Source organism: Citrobacter sp. Cpo148 (genome assembly GCF_030332375.1).
Classification (GTDB): Bacteria; Pseudomonadota; Gammaproteobacteria; order Enterobacterales; family Enterobacteriaceae; genus Citrobacter; species Citrobacter portucalensis.
The window spans coordinates 150,462-169,460 of the sequence record NZ_JAOWHY010000047.1; the positions used below are offsets into that span (position 1 = coordinate 150,462).

Genomic DNA, 18,999 nt, shown 5'->3' on the forward strand with positions numbered 1-18,999 from the left:
GACTCGCTTCGCTCGCCCTTCGGGCAGCCCACTCACTCCGTTCGCGGTCTGTCCAGCTGGCTGCGCCAGCAGTCGAACCCCGGTCGGGGTTTCTCATCCCCCCGCAGATGTGCAATATGTGAAAAAAAAGCCCGTACTTTCGTACGAGCTCTTCTTAAAATATGGCGGTGAGGGGGGGGATTGACTCGCTTCGCTCGCCCTTCGGGCAGCCCACTCACTCCGTTCGCGGTCTGTCCAGCTGGCTGCGCCAGCAGTCGAACCCGGGTCGGGGTTTCTCATCCCCCCGCAGATGTGCAATATGTGAAAAAAAAGCCCGTACTTTCGTACGAGCTCTTCTTAGAATATGGCGGTGAGGGGGGGATTCGAACCCCCGATACGTTGCCGTATACACACTTTCCAGGCGTGCTCCTTCAGCCACTCGGACACCTCACCATATTGTTGTTCCTGTGTTACCGGAACGGGCGCTAATGTAGGGGAAACACCGCCCCGCCGTCAATCAACTTTTTGAAAAAAATGTGCATTTACACAAACTTCAAGCAACATGGAGCATAAATAAGCGGGAATTGTTTTTTTTGCCAGCATCCTAAAATTTGCTACTCTGATGTTCCCTCGAAAAATGATGATAATAAGTGCGAGAAAGTTCCGCACAACAATGTTCAGGAGACAATATGGATATAATTTTCTATCACCCAACATTCGATACGACCTGGTGGATTAATGCGTTGGCAAAGGCAATACCTGGTGCGAACGTACGTGAGTGGAAAGTAGGTGATAATGCACATGCTGACTATGCGCTGGTCTGGCATCCGCCGGTTGAAATGCTCGCAGGACGAAAATTAAAAGCCGTATTTGCGCTGGGCGCGGGCGTCGATTCTATTCTCAGTAAACTCAATGCTCATCCGGAAATGTTGGATGCGTCGATCCCGCTTTTCCGTCTGGAAGATACGGGTATGGGCCTGCAAATGCAGGAATATGCTGTCAGTCAGGTGCTGCACTGGTTTCGTCGCTTTGATGATTATCAGGCATTGAAAAATCAGGCGAAATGGCAGCCGTTGCCAGAATATACTCGCGAGGAGTTTACCGTCGGGATCATGGGGGCTGGGGTATTGGGCGCAAAAGTTGCCGAAAGCCTGCAGGCATGGGGATTCCCACTGCGCTGCTGGAGTCGTACGCGTAAATCCTGGTCTGGCGTGGAAAGCTTCGCCGGTACTGAGGAACTGGGCGCGTTTTTGAGTCAAACTCGCGTGCTGATCAACCTTCTGCCTAATACGGCAGAAACCGTAGGCATTATTAACGCTGATTTACTTAGCCAATTGCAGGATGGCGCCTACGTGCTAAACCTTGCACGCGGTGTTCATCTCAATGAAGACGATCTTCTGGCATCGCTGGAAAGCGGCAAGGTGAAGGGGGCCATGCTGGATGTTTATAGCCGTGAACCGCTGCCAGAAAACAGCCCATTATGGAAACATCCGCGTGTGGCGATGACGCCACATATTGCCGCAGTTACCCGTCCGGCAGAAGCGGTGGACTATATCTCCCGCACGATTATGAACCTGGAGAGCGAGCAAGTCGTAACAGGTCAGGTCAATCGCGTTCGGGGATATTGATGGTAACCCGGCAAGTACCGGGTTTCAGCTGAAATACCCGTTATACTTCAAGCTGCATGTGCGTTGGCTACGGTTGTTCACCTGAATCACTTACATAAGTAAGTGATTCAGGTATCACTCCCTTGCCACCTGCCTGCGACTCGAATTTTAGGGTATTAATGGCGGCGATACCTGCTATCCTTGACGGAAAATGACTACAGGAGAGAGTTATGTATCCCGTTGACCTGCATATGCATACCGTCGCCAGCACCCACGCCTACAGCACCTTAAGTGATTACATCGCGGAAGCTCGTCGCAAAGGCATCAAGCTATTTGCCATTACCGATCATGGACCGGACATGGCGGATGCGCCTCACCACTGGCACTTTATCAATATGCGTATTTGGCCACGTGTCGTGGATGGCGTGGGGATCCTGCGCGGAATAGAAGCCAATATTAAGAATATTGAAGGTGAAATTGACTGTTCAGGTCCGATGTTTACCTCCCTGGACCTCATTATTGCGGGCTTCCATGAGCCGGTTTTTGCACCTCACGATAAAGACACCAATACCCAGGCAATGATAGCTACGATGGCCAGCGGTAATGTGCACATCATAAGTCATCCGGGAAATCCCAAATATCCTGTTGATATTAAAGCAATTGCGCAGGCGGCGGCAAAGTACCAGGTTGCACTGGAAATCAATAACTCTTCGTTTTTGCATTCGCGTAAGGGCAGTGAGGATAATTGCCGTGCGGTTGCTGCGGCTGTGCGTGATGCTGGTGGATGGGTGGCGTTAGGGTCGGATTCACATACCGCTTTCACGCTGGGAGAATTTGGCGAATGCCGTAAAATCCTGGATGATGTTAATTTCCCTGAAGACAGAATTTTAAACGTCACACCTAAACGTCTATTGGCGTTTCTGGAATCGCGAGGCATGGAGCCGATCGCGGAATTTGCTGAACTGTAATTGTTACTAACTGGAATATATCAATGAACGAGTTTTCTATCCTGTGTCGTGTACTGGGCTCGCTGTTTTACCGCCAACCGCAGGACCCTTTACTGGTTCCCCTGTTTACCCTGATTAGTGAAGGTAAACTGTCCGCCAACTGGCCGCTGGAACAGGACGAACTGCTCACCCGTTTACAGAAGAGCTGCGATATGCCCCAGTTGGCTGCAGATTACAACGCGCTGTTTGTCGGTGACGAGTGTGCAGTGCCGCCTTATCGTAGTGCCTGGGTAGAAGGGGCGAAAGAATCCGATGTTCGTGCATTTCTTTCAGCCCGGGGCATGCCGCTTGCTGATACACCGGCAGATCACATTGGTACGCTGTTGCTGGCGGCTTCATGGCTTGAGGACCAGTCTGCGGAAGATGAAAGTGAGGCGCTTGAAACCTTGTTTGTAGACTACTTGCTGCCCTGGTGCGGTACGTTCCTTGGTAAAGTTGAAGCGCACGCGAACACGCCTTTCTGGCGTACGATAGCACCGCTGACGCGTGATGCCATTGGTGCGATGTGGGACGAATTGCAGGAAGATACAGACGAATAAATGTGACGTACGTCAATTAAAAGTGCAACTCAATTTATAAGCTTGCATAAATTGTGTGCGTGATCTCATTACCATGCCGTTTTTCTGCTAAGATGCGCGGCATGAACATACTTCTCTCAATTGCAATCACAACGGGCATTCTCTCCGGGATCTGGGGATGGGTGGCCGTTTCTCTTGGTTTACTCAGTTGGGCTGGCTTTCTGGGTTGCACGGCTTATTTCGCCTGCCCGCAAGGTGGGTTAAAAGGACTGTGGATCTCGGCGTGTACGCTGCTAAGCGGTGTGGTGTGGGCGTTGGTGATTATTAACGGTAGTGCGCTTGCTCCGCATATGGACATTATTGGTTATGTCATGACAGGAATTGTCGCGTTTCTGATGTGTATCCAGGCAAAGCAATGGCTGCTTTCATTTGTACCGGGCACGTTCATTGGCGCATGTGCAACATTTGCAGGGCAGGGCGACTGGCGACTGGTTGTACCGTCACTGGCACTGGGCCTCGTATTCGGCTATGCAATGAAAAACAGTGGTCTGTGGCTGGCATCTCGCCGTGAAAATAGAATATCGTCGACGCTGACCAGTAAATAAAAAAGCGTGAGGGTTTTCCTCACGCTTTTTATGCTGTATAGACCCATCAGGATTCTGGCGGTACCGACATATGACGGTATTTAACCAGGATGTCATTATCAACTTGTTTCTTATCCTGCAAATCCCACAATCCGCGATCGATGCCGTCATTAATCAGGAAGATAACGCCCGTTTCAATCGCTGACATCAGACAAAGCATAACCGGTTCGTTAGAGGTGTAGCCAATTTCACCTTCCAACAGACGCTGGTAGTCAATAAAGCGGAACACCCCAGCCTGTACTTCATAAGACAGAATGGTTTTACTGGTATTCACTGACGACAGGATCTCACCGGTGCTGACGTTAACTACGCGCAGGTTTACCGCTATCTGGTCGAGCTGGTATTGCGTATCGGCGCCAATACCAAAATAACGTGCACCGACACCACCCGATTTAACGTTGCTTTCATAACCGATAATTGATCCTTCCACCATGACGTTTGCCGCGGTCAGGGACTGTAGCGGGATCCGGTTATTAATCGCAACCGTACCGTTTTCCTGAGCTGCACGAATGATTTTGCGTTCGTTAAGCAAGTTCTGTAACCCCTGACGTTCCAGTGGGATGAACCAACGAGAATCTTTCAATGCGGTGACAAGCATAGCCGTGGCGCTTTGCGGGACGGCGGTTGAGAAGTTACTTGCCGGGTAAGGTTTAAATTGGCCAGTCTCATCCTGAATGTTGTATACCGACACAAAGATCTTACCTGTAGGCATAGGCAGATGCGTCAAGTCTTTATAGCTTTGGGCTCGGGGCATTAATGTCGGCTTAGCGGCTTCTTGAGGCGGAGCTGTTAAACATCCGCTGAGTAAAATTACTGCCACCATGATAAGTAAACGCTGCATGATTATTTCCTTTCGTGGCTATAACTTAGAAGTCGGTCGACTGTGTTTGTAAACCCGACACTTCAATTGTCGAAGTTTTCCCCGATTTCCTGTCGGTGACATTCAATTGCAGTTGTCCGTCCCGGTTGGCGATATCAATGATAAAATCATTGGTCACCATTCTTCCTGGTTTACCGGTATTAATGTTGGTGAGTAGGCCACCGAGAATTTGTGACTGAATCGCCTGAGTAAAGTTATCCAGAGCTGACGGGGTTTCAATACCGTAATCGTCATAGCTTGGATCTTTATATGAGTTCTGGGCCTGGGCGCTGTTCAACAGAAAAGCACCATTATTCGGGTTGCCACCAAAGTTTGGGTTGCGAAACTGGAACGTCATGTTTCCGGCCCAACTTAATGGTGAAATTAGCATGAGCAAAACCACTGCATGTTTAACACGCATGAAAGCCTCCGGACAAAATCATGTTTTAGAATTCATCACGCGCTAAATCGCTAGTGCTTAATAGTGTTTGATCTATTTGCCGGCGATTTAATGCTTCCTCAGTTTGTGCCAATGCGAAGACTACAATTTTGTCGAAGTCTTTTTTCGTCGGAAATAAAAAAGTCTGGAAGATAACGTCCTGATTGACCGTTATGGTGATCCAACTTCCCCAACGCGCACTGGGTCTTTCATTAATGGTTAAGTTTCCTGTGTACTCGCTTTCCCACTTATCACTAAAGGCCCGATAAAAATCATGCCCGATTGAAGAGACAGTGTGGTCAGTTAACAGCCCGGGAACCTCCACCTCTACGGTTGTCGCTGCGTGCAGACTCCCGGCAGCAAAGAATAAATTTGCTGCCACAATCCAGGTCAAATACCGTTTCATGGCTTTATCGCCTGAGGTTATCATTGGCCCATGAGACCGCCTGCGTACGGTTTTTGACAGCTATCTTTTTGAAAAGATTATAAAGATGTGTTTTTACCGTATTTTCACTGATAAACAGTGAGCGAGCGATTTCAATATTTGAGGCGCCGATACGCAATTTATTAAGGATCTCTTTTTCACGGTGCGTCAGCAGTGCCGACTCCGTGCTGTTATAACGATAATTTCCAGAGTGCGTGATCAGATAACTGGCAAGTTTTTGCGTGAAGTAACATTCACCGCGCAAGATACCCTGCAAGCCGCTTACGACACGCTGCTCGTCTTCAGTTGCGTAAAAAACACCATTGATATGCGGCCAGTTTTCGATATCCCGATAAGGGTAATCATCAGGAGTATTCAACAATAACGTCTTTATATTGTTGTTTTTTCTACTCAAATTATCTTGCCAGTAATGGATCAGTTTTTTATCTGCCTCCATCATATCCAGTAAAACAATGCAGCTGGAGGATATATCATCCAGAGAACGTTGAATATTATGTAGTTTTCCGGTGAGTGCCAGTGATTGTTTTAAATGCTGTAATAATGCAGTTGCCTGCAAAGAAGGTTTTGTGATCAACAATAATGTATGACCATGAATACTATGGACTTCATTAAACATGATGAAACTCCACTTTTTAGTCGCACACCTGACAGCTGTCTCTACTAAAATAGAGGCACCAGAAGTACTGACAGATGTTGCACTGCTGTGTAGATATAAAATATCGACCCAAAGGGGTGAAAATATTAAAACAAATGGACTTCAACTGATTTCAATCTAGCTATTACAAATCTTAAAGCAAGTGTTAAACATGTAACAACTTGTAAAATTATATATTAAAATGTGATTTTATGGTTTTATTAGAGTTTAGATTTGATAGGAAAGTTGTACATTTTACCTTTGCTGCATAGATTTAAAAAATCATACAAATTATACTAACGCATTGATTTTAAATTAGTTAATTAATGGTTGTTGAGTTTTAGATTTCTAATGAATTCTAAAATCCTTGTCTCAATTTACGTTGGTCAATTTTAGATGGAAAAAAATGACCTTTGTCACGACTTGTACCGATGTCTATCTCGACGTTGTACTGAGAGGCCCTGATATCGTGCAAAATGCACTTTCTCAGTGACTGCATAGAAATTCATTACTGATAGCAAAATAAAAATAAAAGCCAGACCAGAAGCGGTGTTATTCACTGTTAATTAGTACTTTGGTGTGAATCCGGATATAAAAATACCACTCGCGGGTGAGTTATTTAAAATGTTTCCACGGACATACTCTTCATCGTAACGTGGCGTTAACAAATGTAAGTCATGTTAACAACAATTTGAGTGGTAATTAATTTAACTTCATGTACGACCAGGTCCAGGGTGACAACATGAAAAACAAGTTGTTATTTATGATGTTTACAATACTGGGAGTGCCTGGGATTGCATCCGCAACCAGTTATGATTTAGCTAATTCAGAATATAACTTTGCGGTAAATGAATTAAGTAAGTCTTCATTTAATCAGGCAGCCATTATTGGTCAGGTTGGTACTGCTAATAGTGCAAATACTCGCCAGGAGGGCACCAAGTTATTGTCGGTCATTTCGCAAGAAGGTTCAGGTAACCGGGCGAAAACAGACCAGACGGGATCAAATAACTTTGCATATATTGATCAAACGGGTAGCTCTAATGATGCGAGTATTAAACAAAGCTCTTACGGTAATACGGCGATGATTATCCAGAAAGGCTCTGGTAATAAAGCCAATATTACCCAGTACGGTACACAAAAAACAGCAGTTGTGGTGCAGAGACAGTCGCAAATGGCAATTCGCGTTACTCAACGCTAATCCATAAACGACGTTTAAATCAATCCGATGGGGGTTTACCATGAAACTTTTAAAAGTGGCAGCATTCGCAGCAATCGTAGTTTCTGGCAGTGCTCTGGCAGGTGTTGTTCCGCAATGGGGCGGTAATCATCATGGTGGCGGTAGCAACTATGGCCCAGACTCTTCAATGAGTATTTACCAATTTGGCTCTAGTAACGTTGCGAATGCGCTGCAAAGTGATGCACGTAAATCAGACGTGACTATCACACAACACGGACATGGTAACGGTGCGACCGTCGGCCAAGGTGCTGATGACAGTACCATTAGCCTGAAACAGACCGGCTTCCAGAACAGTGCTGATATCAATCAGTGGAATGCAAAAAATGCTGATATCAGCGTAACTCAGTTCGGTGGTCGTAACGGTGCTGTGGTTAATCAGACAGCGTCTGACTCCAATGTGCTGATTCAGCAGGTTGGTTATGGCAACAATGCTACAGCTAACCAGCACTAATTCAGTTTTCTGACTGATAATAAACAGGGCGAAAGCCCTGTTTTTTTTCGGGAGAATATTATGCACACGCTATTACTCATTGCCGCGTTGGCAAATCAAATAACATTCAATACAACTCAGCAAGGTGACATGTACACCATTATTCCTCAGGTGACATTAGCTCAACCGTGCGTATGTGAAGTGCAAGTCCTTGCCGTACGTAAAGGAAAGGGCGGACAAAGTCAGTCACAGCAGAAAACAAGCCTTTCGGTCCCTGCTAATCGGCCAATTGAATTAACAAAAATGAGCTTTAATATTTCACCGGAGGATTCGGTCAAAATTATCGTTACCGTTTCTGACGGGCAGTCTCTGCATCTGTCGCAACAATGGCCTGACTCAAACAGTCACCCATAATTTTTTGCCGGATTTGCATTAAGGGTGTGGCTGGGAGTGCAGTGCTGTTCTATGAATATAGAAACGAACAAACGTTTTATTTGATCGTAACTCGCAGCGGTGAAGGATCATTGCGATCCCTCAAGGATGATTAATCATTGAGGAACCCTTATGTGTACATTATTAAAGCGTATTTTAAATACCGGTTTGTGGGCTTTTTCTCTTTTAACCCTCCCCGCAATGGCGACGCAAATCTTACCCGGCGGGGTAATTCATTTTCGTGGTGCAATAGTTGAAGCACCTTGCGACGTTAACACTCGACAACAACAGATTGAATTGTCATGTATGCGTGATGGCACGATGAGTAATAGTCTCTACGACCTGCAACAGGTCACGACAGCGCCTCAGAGTGTGCAACAAATTGCCACGGTGAAAATGCATTACCTCAATGAACAGAAAAGCATGGCTATTCTGAATATTGAATATAAATGAATCATTCTGGCGTAGGTATGCACGCTTATGGCTAAAAAGTGAGATTTCAAGGAAAACCCTGCTGTACACTTAACGGAGAGTGTTTTGTCAGGGGGAACTTATGCAATCGCGTGTTCATGTGTTACAGGGCGACATTACGACGATCGCGGTAGATGTGATCGTCAATGCGGCCAACTCCTCGTTACTGGGAGGAGGTGGAGTCGATGGCGCGATTCATCGTGCTGCCGGGCCTGCGTTGTTGGAGGCCTGCAAACAGGTTATACAACAACAGGGAGAATGCCCGACCGGGCATGCCGTTATCACGCTGGCTGGCGCGCTTCCGGCAAAAGCAGTTATTCACACCGTAGGACCCGTCTGGCAAGGCGGTGATCACCACGAGGCTGAACGACTTGAAGAGGCCTATTTAAATACATTACAACTGGCCTTAGCCAATGGTTATCAATCCATTGCTTTTCCAGCTATAAGCACCGGAGCTTATGGTTACCCACGTGCTGCAGCGGCAGAGATCGCGGTGAAAACGGTGTTGAAATTTATCACCCGACGTACGCTACCTGATCAAATATACTTCGTGTGCTTTGATGAAGAAAACGCTCGACTATACAAGAGATTACTTACCCAACAAGGCGATGAACGCACGGACTGATATGACGCGACTTGAGCGTGCCATCACGCCGCTATGCGTAAACCACCCGGGAGAATGCGGCATTCTGACGTTGGATGACAGCCTGGATGCGTTTGCTGCTCGCTATCGGTTGACAGAAATGGCGGAACGTACCCTGGATGTTCAGTATTACATCTGGGAAAGCGACATGTCCGGGCTATTGTTATTTTCCGTTTTGCTGGCCGCAGCGAAGCGGGGCGTCCGGGTGCGTTTGTTGCTGGATGATAACAACACGCCAGGTCTGGATGACACGCTGCGTTTGCTGGACAATCACCCTAATATTGAAGTCCGCCTGTTTAATCCCTTTTCCTTTCGCATCCTGCGTGCCCTGGGCTATTTAACCGATTTTGCCCGGTTGAATCGACGTATGCACAACAAAAGTTATACCGCTGACGGCGTCGTAACTCTTGTGGGGGGGCGAAATATAGGCGATGCCTATTTTGGCGCAGGCGAACAACCACTGTTTTCCGATCTGGACGTTATGGCTATTGGACCGGTTGTCCAGGATGTTGCAGACGACTTTGAGCGTTACTGGCACAGCCGCTCGGTTTCAACATTGCAAAACGTACTTGAGGTGGCTGAACCAGCTTCTACGCAAAAAATCGAACTTCCCGAATCCTGGTATAATGATGACATCACGCGTCGCTATCTACATAAGCTGGAAACCAGCCAGTTTATGACCCATCTCGATCAGAGGTCGCTGCCGCTAATTTGGGCGAAAACGCGCTTGCTGAGTGATGATCCTGCAAAAGGAGAGGGGAAAGCGCCGCGCCACTCACTATTACCACAGCGTTTGTTTGACGTGATGGGATCTCCCACCGAGCGTATTGATATTATTTCCGCCTACTTTGTACCAACTCGCGCCGGTGTGGCGCAGCTCCTGAGACTGGTGAGAAAAGGCGTTAAGATCGCAATTTTAACTAATTCTCTGGCAGCGAATGATGTCGCGGTTGTTCACGCAGGCTACGCGCGCTGGCGAAAAAAACTCTTGCGCTACGGTGTGGAGTTATACGAGCTCAAACCAACCCGCGATCGCGTTTCAGCAGTTCATGACCGGGGATTAACCGGTAATTCAGGCTCCAGCCTGCATGCGAAAACCTTCAGTATTGACGGTCGTAAAGTGTTTATAGGATCGCTTAATTTTGATCCCCGTTCAACGTTGCTCAATACGGAAATGGGGTTTGTGATTGAGAGTGAAGTACTGGCCGAGTTGATTCATAAACGTTTTATGCAAAGTCAGCGTGACATGGCCTGGCAACTACGTCTTGACCGTTGGGGCAGAATCAACTGGGTTGATCGGCTTTCTGGCAGCGAAAAGGTACTGAAAAAAGAACCCGCTACAGGATTCTGGAAGCGGGTTCTGGTGAGGCTTGCATCCGTGTTGCCCATTGAATGGCTGCTCTGAACCATTCAATGCAAGAAAACTAACCGGCTACCGCCTTGTTTTTATCCTGCTTAATGGGCGGTTTACCCGAAAAGAGAAACTTCAGCACCGGGATCCGTAAATGGATTTCGTACAGTATGACCGCAATTCCAACCACAAAAAGCAGACCGCAGAGAAAACCCAGCAGATTCGACTTGATATGCGGTGTGATATACGCGCCAAAAAACAGCGTTAACGGGTGGTGCACCAAATAGATGAACAGCGACGCGTTGACAAAATAGGTCACGCGAGCCGACTGGAAATTCAGTAAACGGTGGCCAAGCGAAAAGACGACATTCACCATCCATAGCCCCATGATCATGGTAATGACATATTCGGTTTCATACATCCAGGCATCGCCGTTGCCGTAACGTTGATTGAGCAGGTATGCGACAAATGCGAATGCGGCGCCTAGCGTGCAGCCGCGCGATGGCGTGGTAAACAGTGCTTTCAGATTCGGATTGATAAACGCCAGCGCACCGAGCATAAAGAAAGGCACATAGAACAGCGTTTGCATAACGATAAAATTAAACATGCCATCGCTGAGAATCGAAGGGTAGAGGATGAAAATCGTTCTTCTGACGGCGGCATAGCCGACACCCAACAATATAAAAATCAGCGTTAATTTGGTCATCGACACCCCCGATGCAGAGGTACCGTCTCCACGCGATAGTCTGTTTTTCATCTGGGTAAATACCCACATGCTCAGGGTCGTTAACACCACCAGAACCAGCAAAAACCACAGATGGGAAATCAGTTCCCAGGCCAGCGCATTGTATTTGTCGTAGCCGCTGAGGGTATGCCAGCTGTCTGCTTTTCCCTTCACGTATTGCAGCATGATAAATTGCGGCAGCGTAAGCAGCGGAATCGCGGTCAGCATAGGGATCCCCACGCGTTCTACACGCACCTTCCACCAGCGTTTTAACGGATAGCGCAAAAAAAGCATGTAGGAAAAATAACCTGAAATGACAAAGAAGACCTGCATGCGAAATGCATGGATAAAGTCGTTAAAAAGGGTTAACCACCAAGACGGTTCTGCGCTGTTCACGTGCCAGGTGTGGGTGGAGTAGATCAATGAAATATGGAATGGGATCCCTAACAACATTAGCCAGGCACGGATGGAGTCAAGAAAATATTCACGTGGTGGTGATACAGAGCTCATAGACAGTTACGTATTCTCAGACTTTTCGTCTTATCCCTAAGACGAATAATGGTTACATTCGAGGGCAACCCTACACGAAGTCCAACAACCTGTCTCCAGGATAAGCACGCAAAGTGAAAACAGGCAGATGAACCTGCTTAAACCATGAGCCAGCGCGCGAACAATACAGGGATTCAGTTGTCGGAGTACCCGATTATCCATTAAAATGGATCGGATCAATATAAGCACACAAAGGGGGAAGTGCTTACTAATTATGAAACATAAACTACAAATGATGAAAATGCGTTGGTTGGGTGCAGCAGTCATGTTAACGCTGTATACATCATCGAGCTGGGCGTTCAGTATTGATGATGTTGCAAAACAAGCTCAATCCTTAGCCGGGAAAGGCTATGAGGCGCCAAAAAGTAACTTGCCCTCCGTTTTCCGCGACATGAAATATGCGGATTATCAACAGATCCAGTTCAATCGCGATAAAGCGTACTGGAGCAATCTCAAGACCCCATTTAAGCTCGAGTTCTACCACCAGGGTATGTACTTCGACACGCCGGTCAAAATCAACGAAGTTACCGCCACGGCGGTGAAAAGAATCAAATACAGCCCGGATTATTTTAATTTTGGCGATGTTCAGCATGATAAAGACACGGTAAAAGATCTCGGCTTCGCCGGGTTCAAAGTGCTGTATCCGATCAACAGCAAAGATAAAAACGATGAAATCGTCAGCATGCTCGGTGCCAGCTATTTTCGCGTTCTGGGTGCAGGTCAGGTCTACGGCCTGTCAGCGCGTGGTCTCGCGATTGATACCGCTCTGCCTTCTGGTGAAGAATTTCCCCGCTTCCGTGAGTTTTGGATCGAGCGTCCGAAACCGACTGATAAACGTTTAACCATTTATGCTTTGTTGGATTCTCCGCGTGCAACCGGAGCGTATCGTTTTGTCATTATTCCAGGCCGTGACACGGTCGTGGATGTTCAGTCCAAAGTTTACCTGCGCGACAAAGTGGGCAAACTGGGTGTGGCACCGTTAACCAGTATGTTCCTGTTTGGACCGAACCAGCCGTCTCCGGCGACAAACTATCGTCCGGAACTGCATGATTCTAACGGTTTGTCTATCCACGCGGGCAATGGGGAGTGGATTTGGCGTCCGCTGAATAACCCGAAACATCTCGCGGTGAGCAGCTTCGCAATGGAAAACCCGCAAGGATTCGGACTGTTGCAGCGTGGCCGTCAGTTCTCGCGTTTTGAAGATATCGACGATCGTTACGATCTGCGCCCAAGCGCCTGGATCACGCCAAAAGGTGAATGGGGTAAAGGTAAGATTGAGTTAGTTGAAATCCCAACTAACGATGAAACGAACGATAACATCGTTGCGTACTGGACGCCGGATCAACTGCCTGAAGCGGGCAAAGAGATGAACTTCAAGTACACTTTGACGTTCACGCGTGATGAGGACAAGCTTCATGCGCCGGAAAGCGCCTGGGTACAGCAGACTCGTCGTTCTACCGGTGATGTAAAACAGTCCAACCTGATTCGTCAGCCTGACGGTACCATCGCGTTTGTGGTGGACTTTACCGGCACAGATATGAAAAAGCTGCCGCAGGATACCCCGGTTACCGCACAAACCAGTATTGGCGACAACGGTGAAATCGTTGAAAGCACTGTGCGCTATAACCCGGTATCTAAGGGTTGGCGTTTGATGCTGCGCGTGAAAGTGAAAGACGTGAAGAAAACCACTGAAATGCGTGCTGCCTTGGTCAATGCCGATCAGACGCTGAGTGAAACCTGGAGCTACCAGTTACCTGCCAATGAATAAGACAACTGAGTATATTGACGCAATGCCGCTTTCGGATATCGAGAAAGCGGCACTGCCGAAAACTGACATCCGCGCCGTTCATCAGGCGTTGGATGCCGAGCATCGTACTTACTCGCGCGAAGATGATTCACCGCAGGGTTCTGTGAAAGCTCGCCTTGAGCAAGCATGGCCGGATTCTTTGGCTAAAGAGCAGTTGGTTAAGGACGATGAGGGCCGCGATCAGCTGCAGGCGATGCCAAAAGCAACGCGTACCTCTATGTTCCCCGATCCCTGGCGTACCAACCCGGTTGGTCGTTTTTGGGATCGCTTGCGTGGGCGCGATGTGACGCCGCGTTATCTTTCGCGTTTGACGAAAGAAGAACAGGAGAGCGAGCAAAAATGGCGTACCGTAGGCACCATCCGCCGCTATACGCTGTTGATTCTAACGCTGGCGCAAACGGTCGTAGCAACCTGGTATATGAAGACGATCCTCCCGTATCAGGGGTGGGCATTTATTAATCCGGTAGACATGATGGGACAGAACTTGTGGGTCTCCTTTATGCAACTGCTGCCCTACATGCTGCAAACCGGAATTCTCATTTTGTTTGCCGTGCTTTTCTGTTGGGTGTCTGCGGGATTCTGGACCGCGCTGATGGGCTTCCTGCAACTGTTGATTGGACGAGATAAGTACAGTATCTCGGCCTCAACGGTTGGGGATGAACCGCTGAATCCCGAACACCGTACCGCGCTGATTATGCCTATCTGTAACGAGGACGTTGACCGCGTATTTGCGGGACTTCGCGCCACGTGGGAATCGGTCAAAGCAACGGGCAACGCCGAACATTTCGATGTTTATATCCTGAGCGACAGCTACAACCCTGATATCTGCGTGGCAGAACAAAAAGCGTGGATGGAGCTGATTGCTGAGGTGCAGGGCGAAGGGCAGATTTTCTACCGCCGTCGCCGTCGTCGCGTGAAGCGTAAAAGCGGCAACATTGATGACTTTTGTCGTCGCTGGGGAAATCAATACAGCTACATGGTGGTGCTGGACGCTGACTCAGTGATGAGTGGTGACTGTCTGAGCGGCCTGGTGCGTCTGATGGAAGCGAATCCGAATGCCGGGATTATCCAGTCTTCACCGAAGGCTTCCGGTATGGATACGCTGTATGCGCGCTGCCAGCAGTTTGCGACCCGTGTTTACGGACCGCTGTTTACCGCCGGGCTTCACTTCTGGCAGTTAGGGGAATCACACTATTGGGGCCACAACGCAATTATCCGCGTGAAGCCATTTATCGAGCACTGTGCGCTCGCGCCGTTACCGGGCGAAGGCTCGTTTGCGGGATCGATCCTCTCCCATGACTTCGTGGAAGCGGCATTGATGCGTCGTGCTGGCTGGGGTGTGTGGATTGCTTACGATCTGCCGGGATCTTATGAAGAGCTGCCGCCGAACCTGCTGGATGAACTCAAGCGCGACCGCCGCTGGTGCCACGGTAACCTGATGAACTTCCGTTTGTTCCTGGTGAAAGGGATGCACCCGGTTCACCGTGCGGTATTCCTGACCGGTGTAATGTCCTATCTGTCTGCGCCGCTTTGGTTTATGTTCCTCGCGCTCTCTACCGCATTGCAGGTGGTGCATGCGTTGACGGAGCCGCAGTACTTCCTGCAACCGCGTCAGCTGTTCCCGGTTTGGCCGCAGTGGCGACCTGAACTGGCGATCGCGCTGTTTGCTTCAACGATGGTGCTGCTGTTCCTGCCGAAGCTGCTGAGTATTTTGCTCATCTGGTGTAAAGGGACGAAAGAGTACGGCGGGTTTATCCGCGTCACGCTGTCGCTACTGTTGGAAGTTCTGTTCTCCGTGTTGCTGGCGCCGGTGCGTATGTTGTTCCACACCGTCTTCGTCGTGAGTGCCTTCCTTGGTTGGGAAGTTGTGTGGAATTCGCCGCAGCGTGATGACGATTCGACCCCGTGGGGTGAAGCGTTTATGCGTCACGGTTCTCAGTTACTGCTGGGGCTGGTGTGGGCTGTGGGTATGGCCTGGCTGGATCTGCGTTTCCTGTTCTGGCTGGCACCGATTGTCTTCTCGCTGATCCTGTCACCGTTTGTTTCCGTGATTTCCAGCCGTTCCACGGTGGGGTTACGTACCAAGCGCTGGAAGCTGTTCCTGATCCCGGAAGAGTATTCTCCGCCGCAGGTGCTGGTGGATACCGATACCTATCTGGTGATGAACCGTAAACGTACGCTGGACGATGGCTTTATGCATGCGGTGTTTAATCCGTCGTTTAACGCACTGGCCACGGCCATGGCGACTGCACGCCACCGCGCCAGCAACGTGCTGGAGATTGCACGCGATCGTCATGTGGAACAGGCACTGAACGAAACGCCGGAGAAACTGAATCGCGATCGTCGCCTGGTGTTGTTGAGCGATCCGGTGACCATGGCGCGTTTACATTACCGTGTCTGGAATTCACCTGATAAGTATTCTTCGTGGGTGAACTACTATCAGGGACTAACACTGAACCCGCTGGCGCTCAGGAAAAAATAAGCGTTCTGTAACGTGAAAATACCGGCCTGGTGCCGGTATTTTTTTATATTGAATAGAATGAGTCGTGAGGTAGCAGGTGCGAATATTGGCTGTAGGAATAATGATCTTCTTCCTGAGCGGATGCGGCAGCATTATTAGTCGTACCATCCCAGGGCAAGGACACGGAAACCAATACTATCCTGGCGTGCAATGGGATGTTAGGGACTCCGCATGGCGCTACGTCACTATCCTCGATCTGCCATTTTCGCTAGTGTTTGATACGTTGCTGCTGCCGCTCGACATACATCATGGACCTTACGAGTAATTATCGCTCATCCCATTCATCGGCTGCGGTCTGTCCCTCTTCAGTATCAAGGGGAGGTTCCAGCTGGAATTCACCTTCATCCCATTCGTGAAGCGTATTTTCTTCCTGCCACTCCTGGCGGATTTCAATTTCATCATAGTCGCCATCAAAAACGCTCTGGGCCGCTTCTCCGCTCAGGATTGGAAGACATTCACCATCTACATCATCCTCGTCAGCAAAGAATTCCGCCTGCCACATAATGTCGCCATCCTGTAGCACGTATTTTTGGACGCTTAGCTGTTGAACGCTGGCGTCGTCTGACTCAAGGTCAGGGTTATCAGCCAGAAACACTTCACGAGCTGCATCAATAGCCTCTTCCAACGTGGCATAAAAATTCATGTCATTCTTTGCCATATTTCTTCTCCTAAGGCGAACAATAAAGGGGGATGATTCAATCTATAGACGGCGATCCGCAGAGCGTCAAACCCGTTAGCTGCATGGCTCACTCAATCAGATGATTACTGCCTGCAATGCCTACGAGACTGGGGGAAAGTAACTTCGGTTGTTTATGAAAAATTTACATTGGCAGATACTGAAGCCGACGTAATATCAGGAAAAAAATTCAAGAAAAAATAGTAATGTATGTGATTTGCAATGTAGTAATGAAAATCAAAAAATTAAAAAATGACGTTATATAAGGAAATCTTCAGGGTTGAACGTTATTTTTTATGTGTTTTAGAGAGGGAATCCGATCGCTTATGACGTAATATTTCATAACTTAATAAAAACAAAGAAGAAAATTAATGCCCAATACGGAAGTGTCGCAGGTGCAATCAATGAAAGTGGCTAAACTTAGTGGTGTCTCTGGTAGTGACAAAGTATCTTTTGTGTATGGGGGCTGTGAATGGTGTGGGTGATACTAAAATAGTATACATAATAAAATGTTATTAATGACAAAGGTTATAAATCTATAAGAAACCATTAAATAAGAAATGAATTAGTGTCATTGAATCTGTGCAGATATAATAGTTTGCAAAATCTTATGCTTTATTATATAAAATGCAAAATTAAGAGAGCCTTTAAGGTTGTTATGGATAACGGCAATTCAAATAATAGAAGGTTAATGGCTTTCTATATAATCTGTTTGGCTAGCTATGTTCTTGGTGGAGTGTGTCTTACACAATTTAAATTAACGATACAAAGTGTGCCGCAAACAGTATATCTGATTATAATTGTAGGGTTATTCTTTTTATATGGGATAATCTTCCTGTTTATGTTATTCCAGTATCTTTGTAGAAAAGATCTCACCTGCCTTATGATATTAGGTATGGCGTTTCTTGGGAATAACATATTTTTCATCGAGACTATCTACATCGTTCAGGACTTGATTAATGATTATGCCTCAATCGAAAAAAGAACTAACGATATAGCCATATTCTATTACTTTCGGCAGATTAGTTTCATCGCTCTGCTATTTGTTTCATTAAAATCTTATAAAGTATCCTCGACAGTTATTGAAACCAAAGAAAGAGAACCTTGCTATATCGTTCTGTCTTTTTTAATCATGCTTGTTATCGCGGTGGTGGCGCACGCTCTGGCCAGTTACAACCCTAATTTTACACTCGAGATCACAAGCCTGAAGCCTGATAATGTCACCGTGCACTGGCATATTGGGTACATTTATTCGCTTATTGTATCCTGGGGACTGGTCCTGTTGTATTTAATCATTAAAACCAGAACGCATAACATCTTGTGGAAAAGTATAGGGCTACTGTGTTGCTCGGCAATATTGACCAATGTACTACTTCTGAGCCTGGATGAATATAGCATGTATATTTGGTATGTAAGCCGGGGGATTGAGGTGATAAGTGCCCTGTGTATAATCTCAATACTGATGTACAACACCTTCATCATCTTAAAAAAAGAAACGGATTCAGCTATTAAAGACGCAATGACTAAAATATATAATCGTAAACTATTCTATAAGTCATTAAAATCATCATTAGCAAAAGGCACAGTATGTGTAATGGTTCTGGATATTGATAAATTCAAACGGATTAATGATACTTACGGTCATCAGGAAGGTGACAGAGTGATAATCAGCATTGTCGACATTGTCAATAAATCAATCAGAGATACGGATATTTTTGCCAGAGTAGGCGGCGAAGAATTTGCGATCCTTCTTAAGTGTAACGATAAAGATGAGGCAATTGTTGTTGCAGAGCGAATTAGGCGAAATGTAGAGAACGGTACGACAATACCAAATTCTTATGAGTTAAAAGAAAAAATGACGATAAGTATCGGTGTATATTGCAGCAAGATTGATGATGAATCAGCGGATAAAGTTGTTTCATACGCCGATGCCGCATTGTATGAAGCCAAAAATTCTGGCAGAAATAAGGTGTGTTACTATTATCATTAAGGTTGAAATATATGCCGTGTAAGATAAGTTTATTAT

General features: G+C 47.2%; 20 protein-coding genes, 1 tRNA gene and 1 other RNA gene. 14 read left to right on the plus strand and 8 right to left on the minus strand.

Features of this window, described 5'->3' with window-relative positions; all coding sequences use genetic code 11:
- Window positions 1-162: 162 nt before the first annotated feature.
- Window positions 163-300: non-coding RNA, RtT sRNA (locus OGY10_RS17790), on the minus strand.
- 44 nt (window positions 301-344) lie between these two features.
- Window positions 345-432 (minus strand) — tRNA-Ser (locus OGY10_RS17795).
- A gap of 236 nt (window positions 433-668) precedes the next feature.
- Here OGY10_RS17795 and ghrA point away from each other — a divergent pair.
- From ghrA to OGY10_RS17815, 4 genes are all read left to right on the plus strand, one after another.
- A complete protein-coding gene (gene ghrA / locus OGY10_RS17800; RefSeq protein WP_060682393.1) occupies window positions 669-1,607 on the plus strand; it encodes a glyoxylate/hydroxypyruvate reductase GhrA in 939 nt (312 codons plus the stop codon).
- Window positions 1,608-1,816: 209 nt separating this feature from the next.
- Complete coding sequence (locus OGY10_RS17805; RefSeq protein ID WP_008784332.1) at window positions 1,817-2,554, plus strand: phosphatase; 738 nt, start codon at window positions 1,817-1,819, stop codon at window positions 2,552-2,554.
- A gap of 23 nt (window positions 2,555-2,577) precedes the next feature.
- Window positions 2,578-3,132, plus strand: a complete 555-nt coding sequence (locus OGY10_RS17810; protein ID WP_003832084.1) for a TorD/DmsD family molecular chaperone — start codon at window positions 2,578-2,580, stop codon at window positions 3,130-3,132.
- A gap of 101 nt (window positions 3,133-3,233) precedes the next feature.
- Window positions 3,234-3,716, plus strand: coding sequence for a DUF1097 domain-containing protein (locus OGY10_RS17815; RefSeq protein ID WP_032934412.1), 483 nt, complete (start codon window positions 3,234-3,236; stop codon window positions 3,714-3,716).
- A gap of 46 nt (window positions 3,717-3,762) precedes the next feature.
- On the opposite strand, the gene csgG is transcribed toward OGY10_RS17815, so the two are convergent.
- Genes csgG through csgD form a run of 4 tightly spaced genes read right to left on the minus strand, consistent with a single transcriptional unit; the run spans window position 3,763 to window position 6,114 of the window.
- Window positions 3,763-4,596 carry a curli production assembly/transport protein CsgG gene (gene csgG, locus OGY10_RS17820; RefSeq protein ID WP_008784335.1) on the minus strand — a complete coding sequence of 278 codons (834 nt, stop codon included), beginning with the start codon at window positions 4,594-4,596 and terminating at the stop codon, window positions 3,763-3,765.
- 25 nt (window positions 4,597-4,621) lie between these two features.
- A complete protein-coding gene (csgF, locus tag OGY10_RS17825; protein WP_003832089.1) occupies window positions 4,622-5,035 on the minus strand; it encodes a curli production assembly/transport protein CsgF in 414 nt (137 codons plus the stop codon).
- A 25-nt stretch (window positions 5,036-5,060) separates the two neighbouring features.
- Window positions 5,061-5,459, minus strand: coding sequence for a curli production assembly/transport protein CsgE (gene csgE / locus OGY10_RS17830; protein ID WP_008784336.1), 399 nt, complete (start codon window positions 5,457-5,459; stop codon window positions 5,061-5,063).
- Window positions 5,460-5,463: 4 nt separating this feature from the next.
- Window positions 5,464-6,114, minus strand: a complete 651-nt coding sequence (gene csgD / locus OGY10_RS17835) for a biofilm master transcriptional regulator CsgD (RefSeq protein WP_003832092.1) — start codon at window positions 6,112-6,114, stop codon at window positions 5,464-5,466.
- 760 nt (window positions 6,115-6,874) lie between these two features.
- Here csgD and csgB point away from each other — a divergent pair.
- The 6 genes from csgB to OGY10_RS17865 all read left to right on the plus strand — a co-directional run bounded on the left by csgB (window position 6,875) and on the right by OGY10_RS17865 (window position 10,750).
- Entirely contained in the window at window positions 6,875-7,330 is a 456-nt protein-coding gene (gene csgB / locus OGY10_RS17840; RefSeq protein WP_032941802.1) for a curli minor subunit CsgB, read from the plus strand.
- Between the two features lie 40 nt (window positions 7,331-7,370).
- On the plus strand, window positions 7,371-7,820 hold the full coding sequence (gene csgA / locus OGY10_RS17845; protein ID WP_008784338.1) for a curli major subunit CsgA: 450 nt from the start codon (window positions 7,371-7,373) through the stop codon (window positions 7,818-7,820).
- A gap of 60 nt (window positions 7,821-7,880) precedes the next feature.
- Window positions 7,881-8,213 carry a curli assembly chaperone CsgC gene (csgC, locus tag OGY10_RS17850; protein WP_020996502.1) on the plus strand — a complete coding sequence of 111 codons (333 nt, stop codon included), beginning with the start codon at window positions 7,881-7,883 and terminating at the stop codon, window positions 8,211-8,213.
- Between the two features lie 150 nt (window positions 8,214-8,363).
- Window positions 8,364-8,684 carry a YmdA family protein gene (locus OGY10_RS17855; RefSeq protein WP_100272659.1) on the plus strand — a complete coding sequence of 107 codons (321 nt, stop codon included), beginning with the start codon at window positions 8,364-8,366 and terminating at the stop codon, window positions 8,682-8,684.
- Between the two features lie 100 nt (window positions 8,685-8,784).
- Complete coding sequence (gene ymdB, locus OGY10_RS17860; RefSeq protein ID WP_003832103.1) at window positions 8,785-9,327, plus strand: O-acetyl-ADP-ribose deacetylase; 543 nt, start codon at window positions 8,785-8,787, stop codon at window positions 9,325-9,327.
- A complete protein-coding gene (locus tag OGY10_RS17865) occupies window positions 9,260-10,750 on the plus strand; it encodes a phospholipase D family protein (RefSeq protein ID WP_375167792.1) in 1,491 nt (496 codons plus the stop codon). Before ymdB ends, OGY10_RS17865 begins: the two co-directional genes overlap by 68 nt.
- Before the next feature lie 19 nt (window positions 10,751-10,769).
- Here the strand turns inward: OGY10_RS17865 and mdoC are convergent, their stop codons facing one another.
- Window positions 10,770-11,930 carry a glucans biosynthesis protein MdoC gene (gene mdoC, locus OGY10_RS17870; RefSeq protein WP_191214906.1) on the minus strand — a complete coding sequence of 387 codons (1,161 nt, stop codon included), beginning with the start codon at window positions 11,928-11,930 and terminating at the stop codon, window positions 10,770-10,772.
- A gap of 271 nt (window positions 11,931-12,201) precedes the next feature.
- Between mdoC and mdoG the strand changes: the two genes are divergently transcribed.
- From mdoG to OGY10_RS17885, 3 genes are all read left to right on the plus strand, one after another.
- A complete protein-coding gene (gene mdoG, locus OGY10_RS17875) occupies window positions 12,202-13,737 on the plus strand; it encodes a glucans biosynthesis protein MdoG (RefSeq protein ID WP_095533147.1) in 1,536 nt (511 codons plus the stop codon).
- A complete protein-coding gene (mdoH, locus tag OGY10_RS17880) occupies window positions 13,730-16,258 on the plus strand; it encodes a glucans biosynthesis glucosyltransferase MdoH (protein ID WP_048235662.1) in 2,529 nt (842 codons plus the stop codon). The genes mdoG and mdoH overlap by 8 nt, the downstream gene beginning before the upstream one ends.
- A 76-nt stretch (window positions 16,259-16,334) precedes the next feature.
- The gene (locus OGY10_RS17885) at window positions 16,335-16,562 is read left to right on the plus strand and encodes a YceK/YidQ family lipoprotein (RefSeq protein WP_003832117.1); all 228 of its coding nucleotides are present in this window, start codon (window positions 16,335-16,337) and stop codon (window positions 16,560-16,562) included.
- Here the strand turns inward: OGY10_RS17885 and OGY10_RS17890 are convergent, their stop codons facing one another.
- Window positions 16,563-16,940, minus strand: coding sequence for a MysB family protein (locus OGY10_RS17890; protein ID WP_008784346.1), 378 nt, complete (start codon window positions 16,938-16,940; stop codon window positions 16,563-16,565).
- Window positions 16,941-17,631: 691 nt separating this feature from the next.
- On the opposite strand from OGY10_RS17890, the gene OGY10_RS17895 reads away from it, so the two are divergent.
- Complete coding sequence (locus OGY10_RS17895; protein ID WP_048236462.1) at window positions 17,632-18,963, plus strand: sensor domain-containing diguanylate cyclase; 1,332 nt, start codon at window positions 17,632-17,634, stop codon at window positions 18,961-18,963.
- The last annotated feature ends 36 nt before the right edge of the window (window positions 18,964-18,999 follow it).

Coding starts and splice junctions, on each gene's coding strand:
- mdoC (WP_191214906.1), bottom strand. CDS start 11,930: ATGAGCTCTGTATCACCACCACGTGAATATTTTCTTGACTCCATCCGT.
- csgB (WP_032941802.1), top strand. CDS start 6,875: ATGAAAAACAAGTTGTTATTTATGATGTTTACAATACTGGGAGTGCCT.
- mdoH (WP_048235662.1), top strand. CDS start 13,730: ATGAATAAGACAACTGAGTATATTGACGCAATGCCGCTTTCGGATATC.
- csgE (WP_008784336.1), bottom strand. CDS start 5,459: ATGAAACGGTATTTGACCTGGATTGTGGCAGCAAATTTATTCTTTGCT.
- csgF (WP_003832089.1), bottom strand. CDS start 5,035: ATGCGTGTTAAACATGCAGTGGTTTTGCTCATGCTAATTTCACCATTA.
- csgD (WP_003832092.1), bottom strand. CDS start 6,114: ATGTTTAATGAAGTCCATAGTATTCATGGTCATACATTATTGTTGATC.
- OGY10_RS17815 (WP_032934412.1), top strand. CDS start 3,234: ATGAACATACTTCTCTCAATTGCAATCACAACGGGCATTCTCTCCGGG.
- csgA (WP_008784338.1), top strand. CDS start 7,371: ATGAAACTTTTAAAAGTGGCAGCATTCGCAGCAATCGTAGTTTCTGGC.
- OGY10_RS17810 (WP_003832084.1), top strand. CDS start 2,578: ATGAACGAGTTTTCTATCCTGTGTCGTGTACTGGGCTCGCTGTTTTAC.
- ghrA (WP_060682393.1), top strand. CDS start 669: ATGGATATAATTTTCTATCACCCAACATTCGATACGACCTGGTGGATT.
- ymdB (WP_003832103.1), top strand. CDS start 8,785: ATGCAATCGCGTGTTCATGTGTTACAGGGCGACATTACGACGATCGCG.
- OGY10_RS17890 (WP_008784346.1), bottom strand. CDS start 16,940: ATGAATTTTTATGCCACGTTGGAAGAGGCTATTGATGCAGCTCGTGAA.
- OGY10_RS17855 (WP_100272659.1), top strand. CDS start 8,364: ATGTGTACATTATTAAAGCGTATTTTAAATACCGGTTTGTGGGCTTTT.
- OGY10_RS17895 (WP_048236462.1), top strand. CDS start 17,632: ATGGATAACGGCAATTCAAATAATAGAAGGTTAATGGCTTTCTATATA.
- OGY10_RS17805 (WP_008784332.1), top strand. CDS start 1,817: ATGTATCCCGTTGACCTGCATATGCATACCGTCGCCAGCACCCACGCC.
- csgC (WP_020996502.1), top strand. CDS start 7,881: ATGCACACGCTATTACTCATTGCCGCGTTGGCAAATCAAATAACATTC.
- mdoG (WP_095533147.1), top strand. CDS start 12,202: ATGATGAAAATGCGTTGGTTGGGTGCAGCAGTCATGTTAACGCTGTAT.
- csgG (WP_008784335.1), bottom strand. CDS start 4,596: ATGCAGCGTTTACTTATCATGGTGGCAGTAATTTTACTCAGCGGATGT.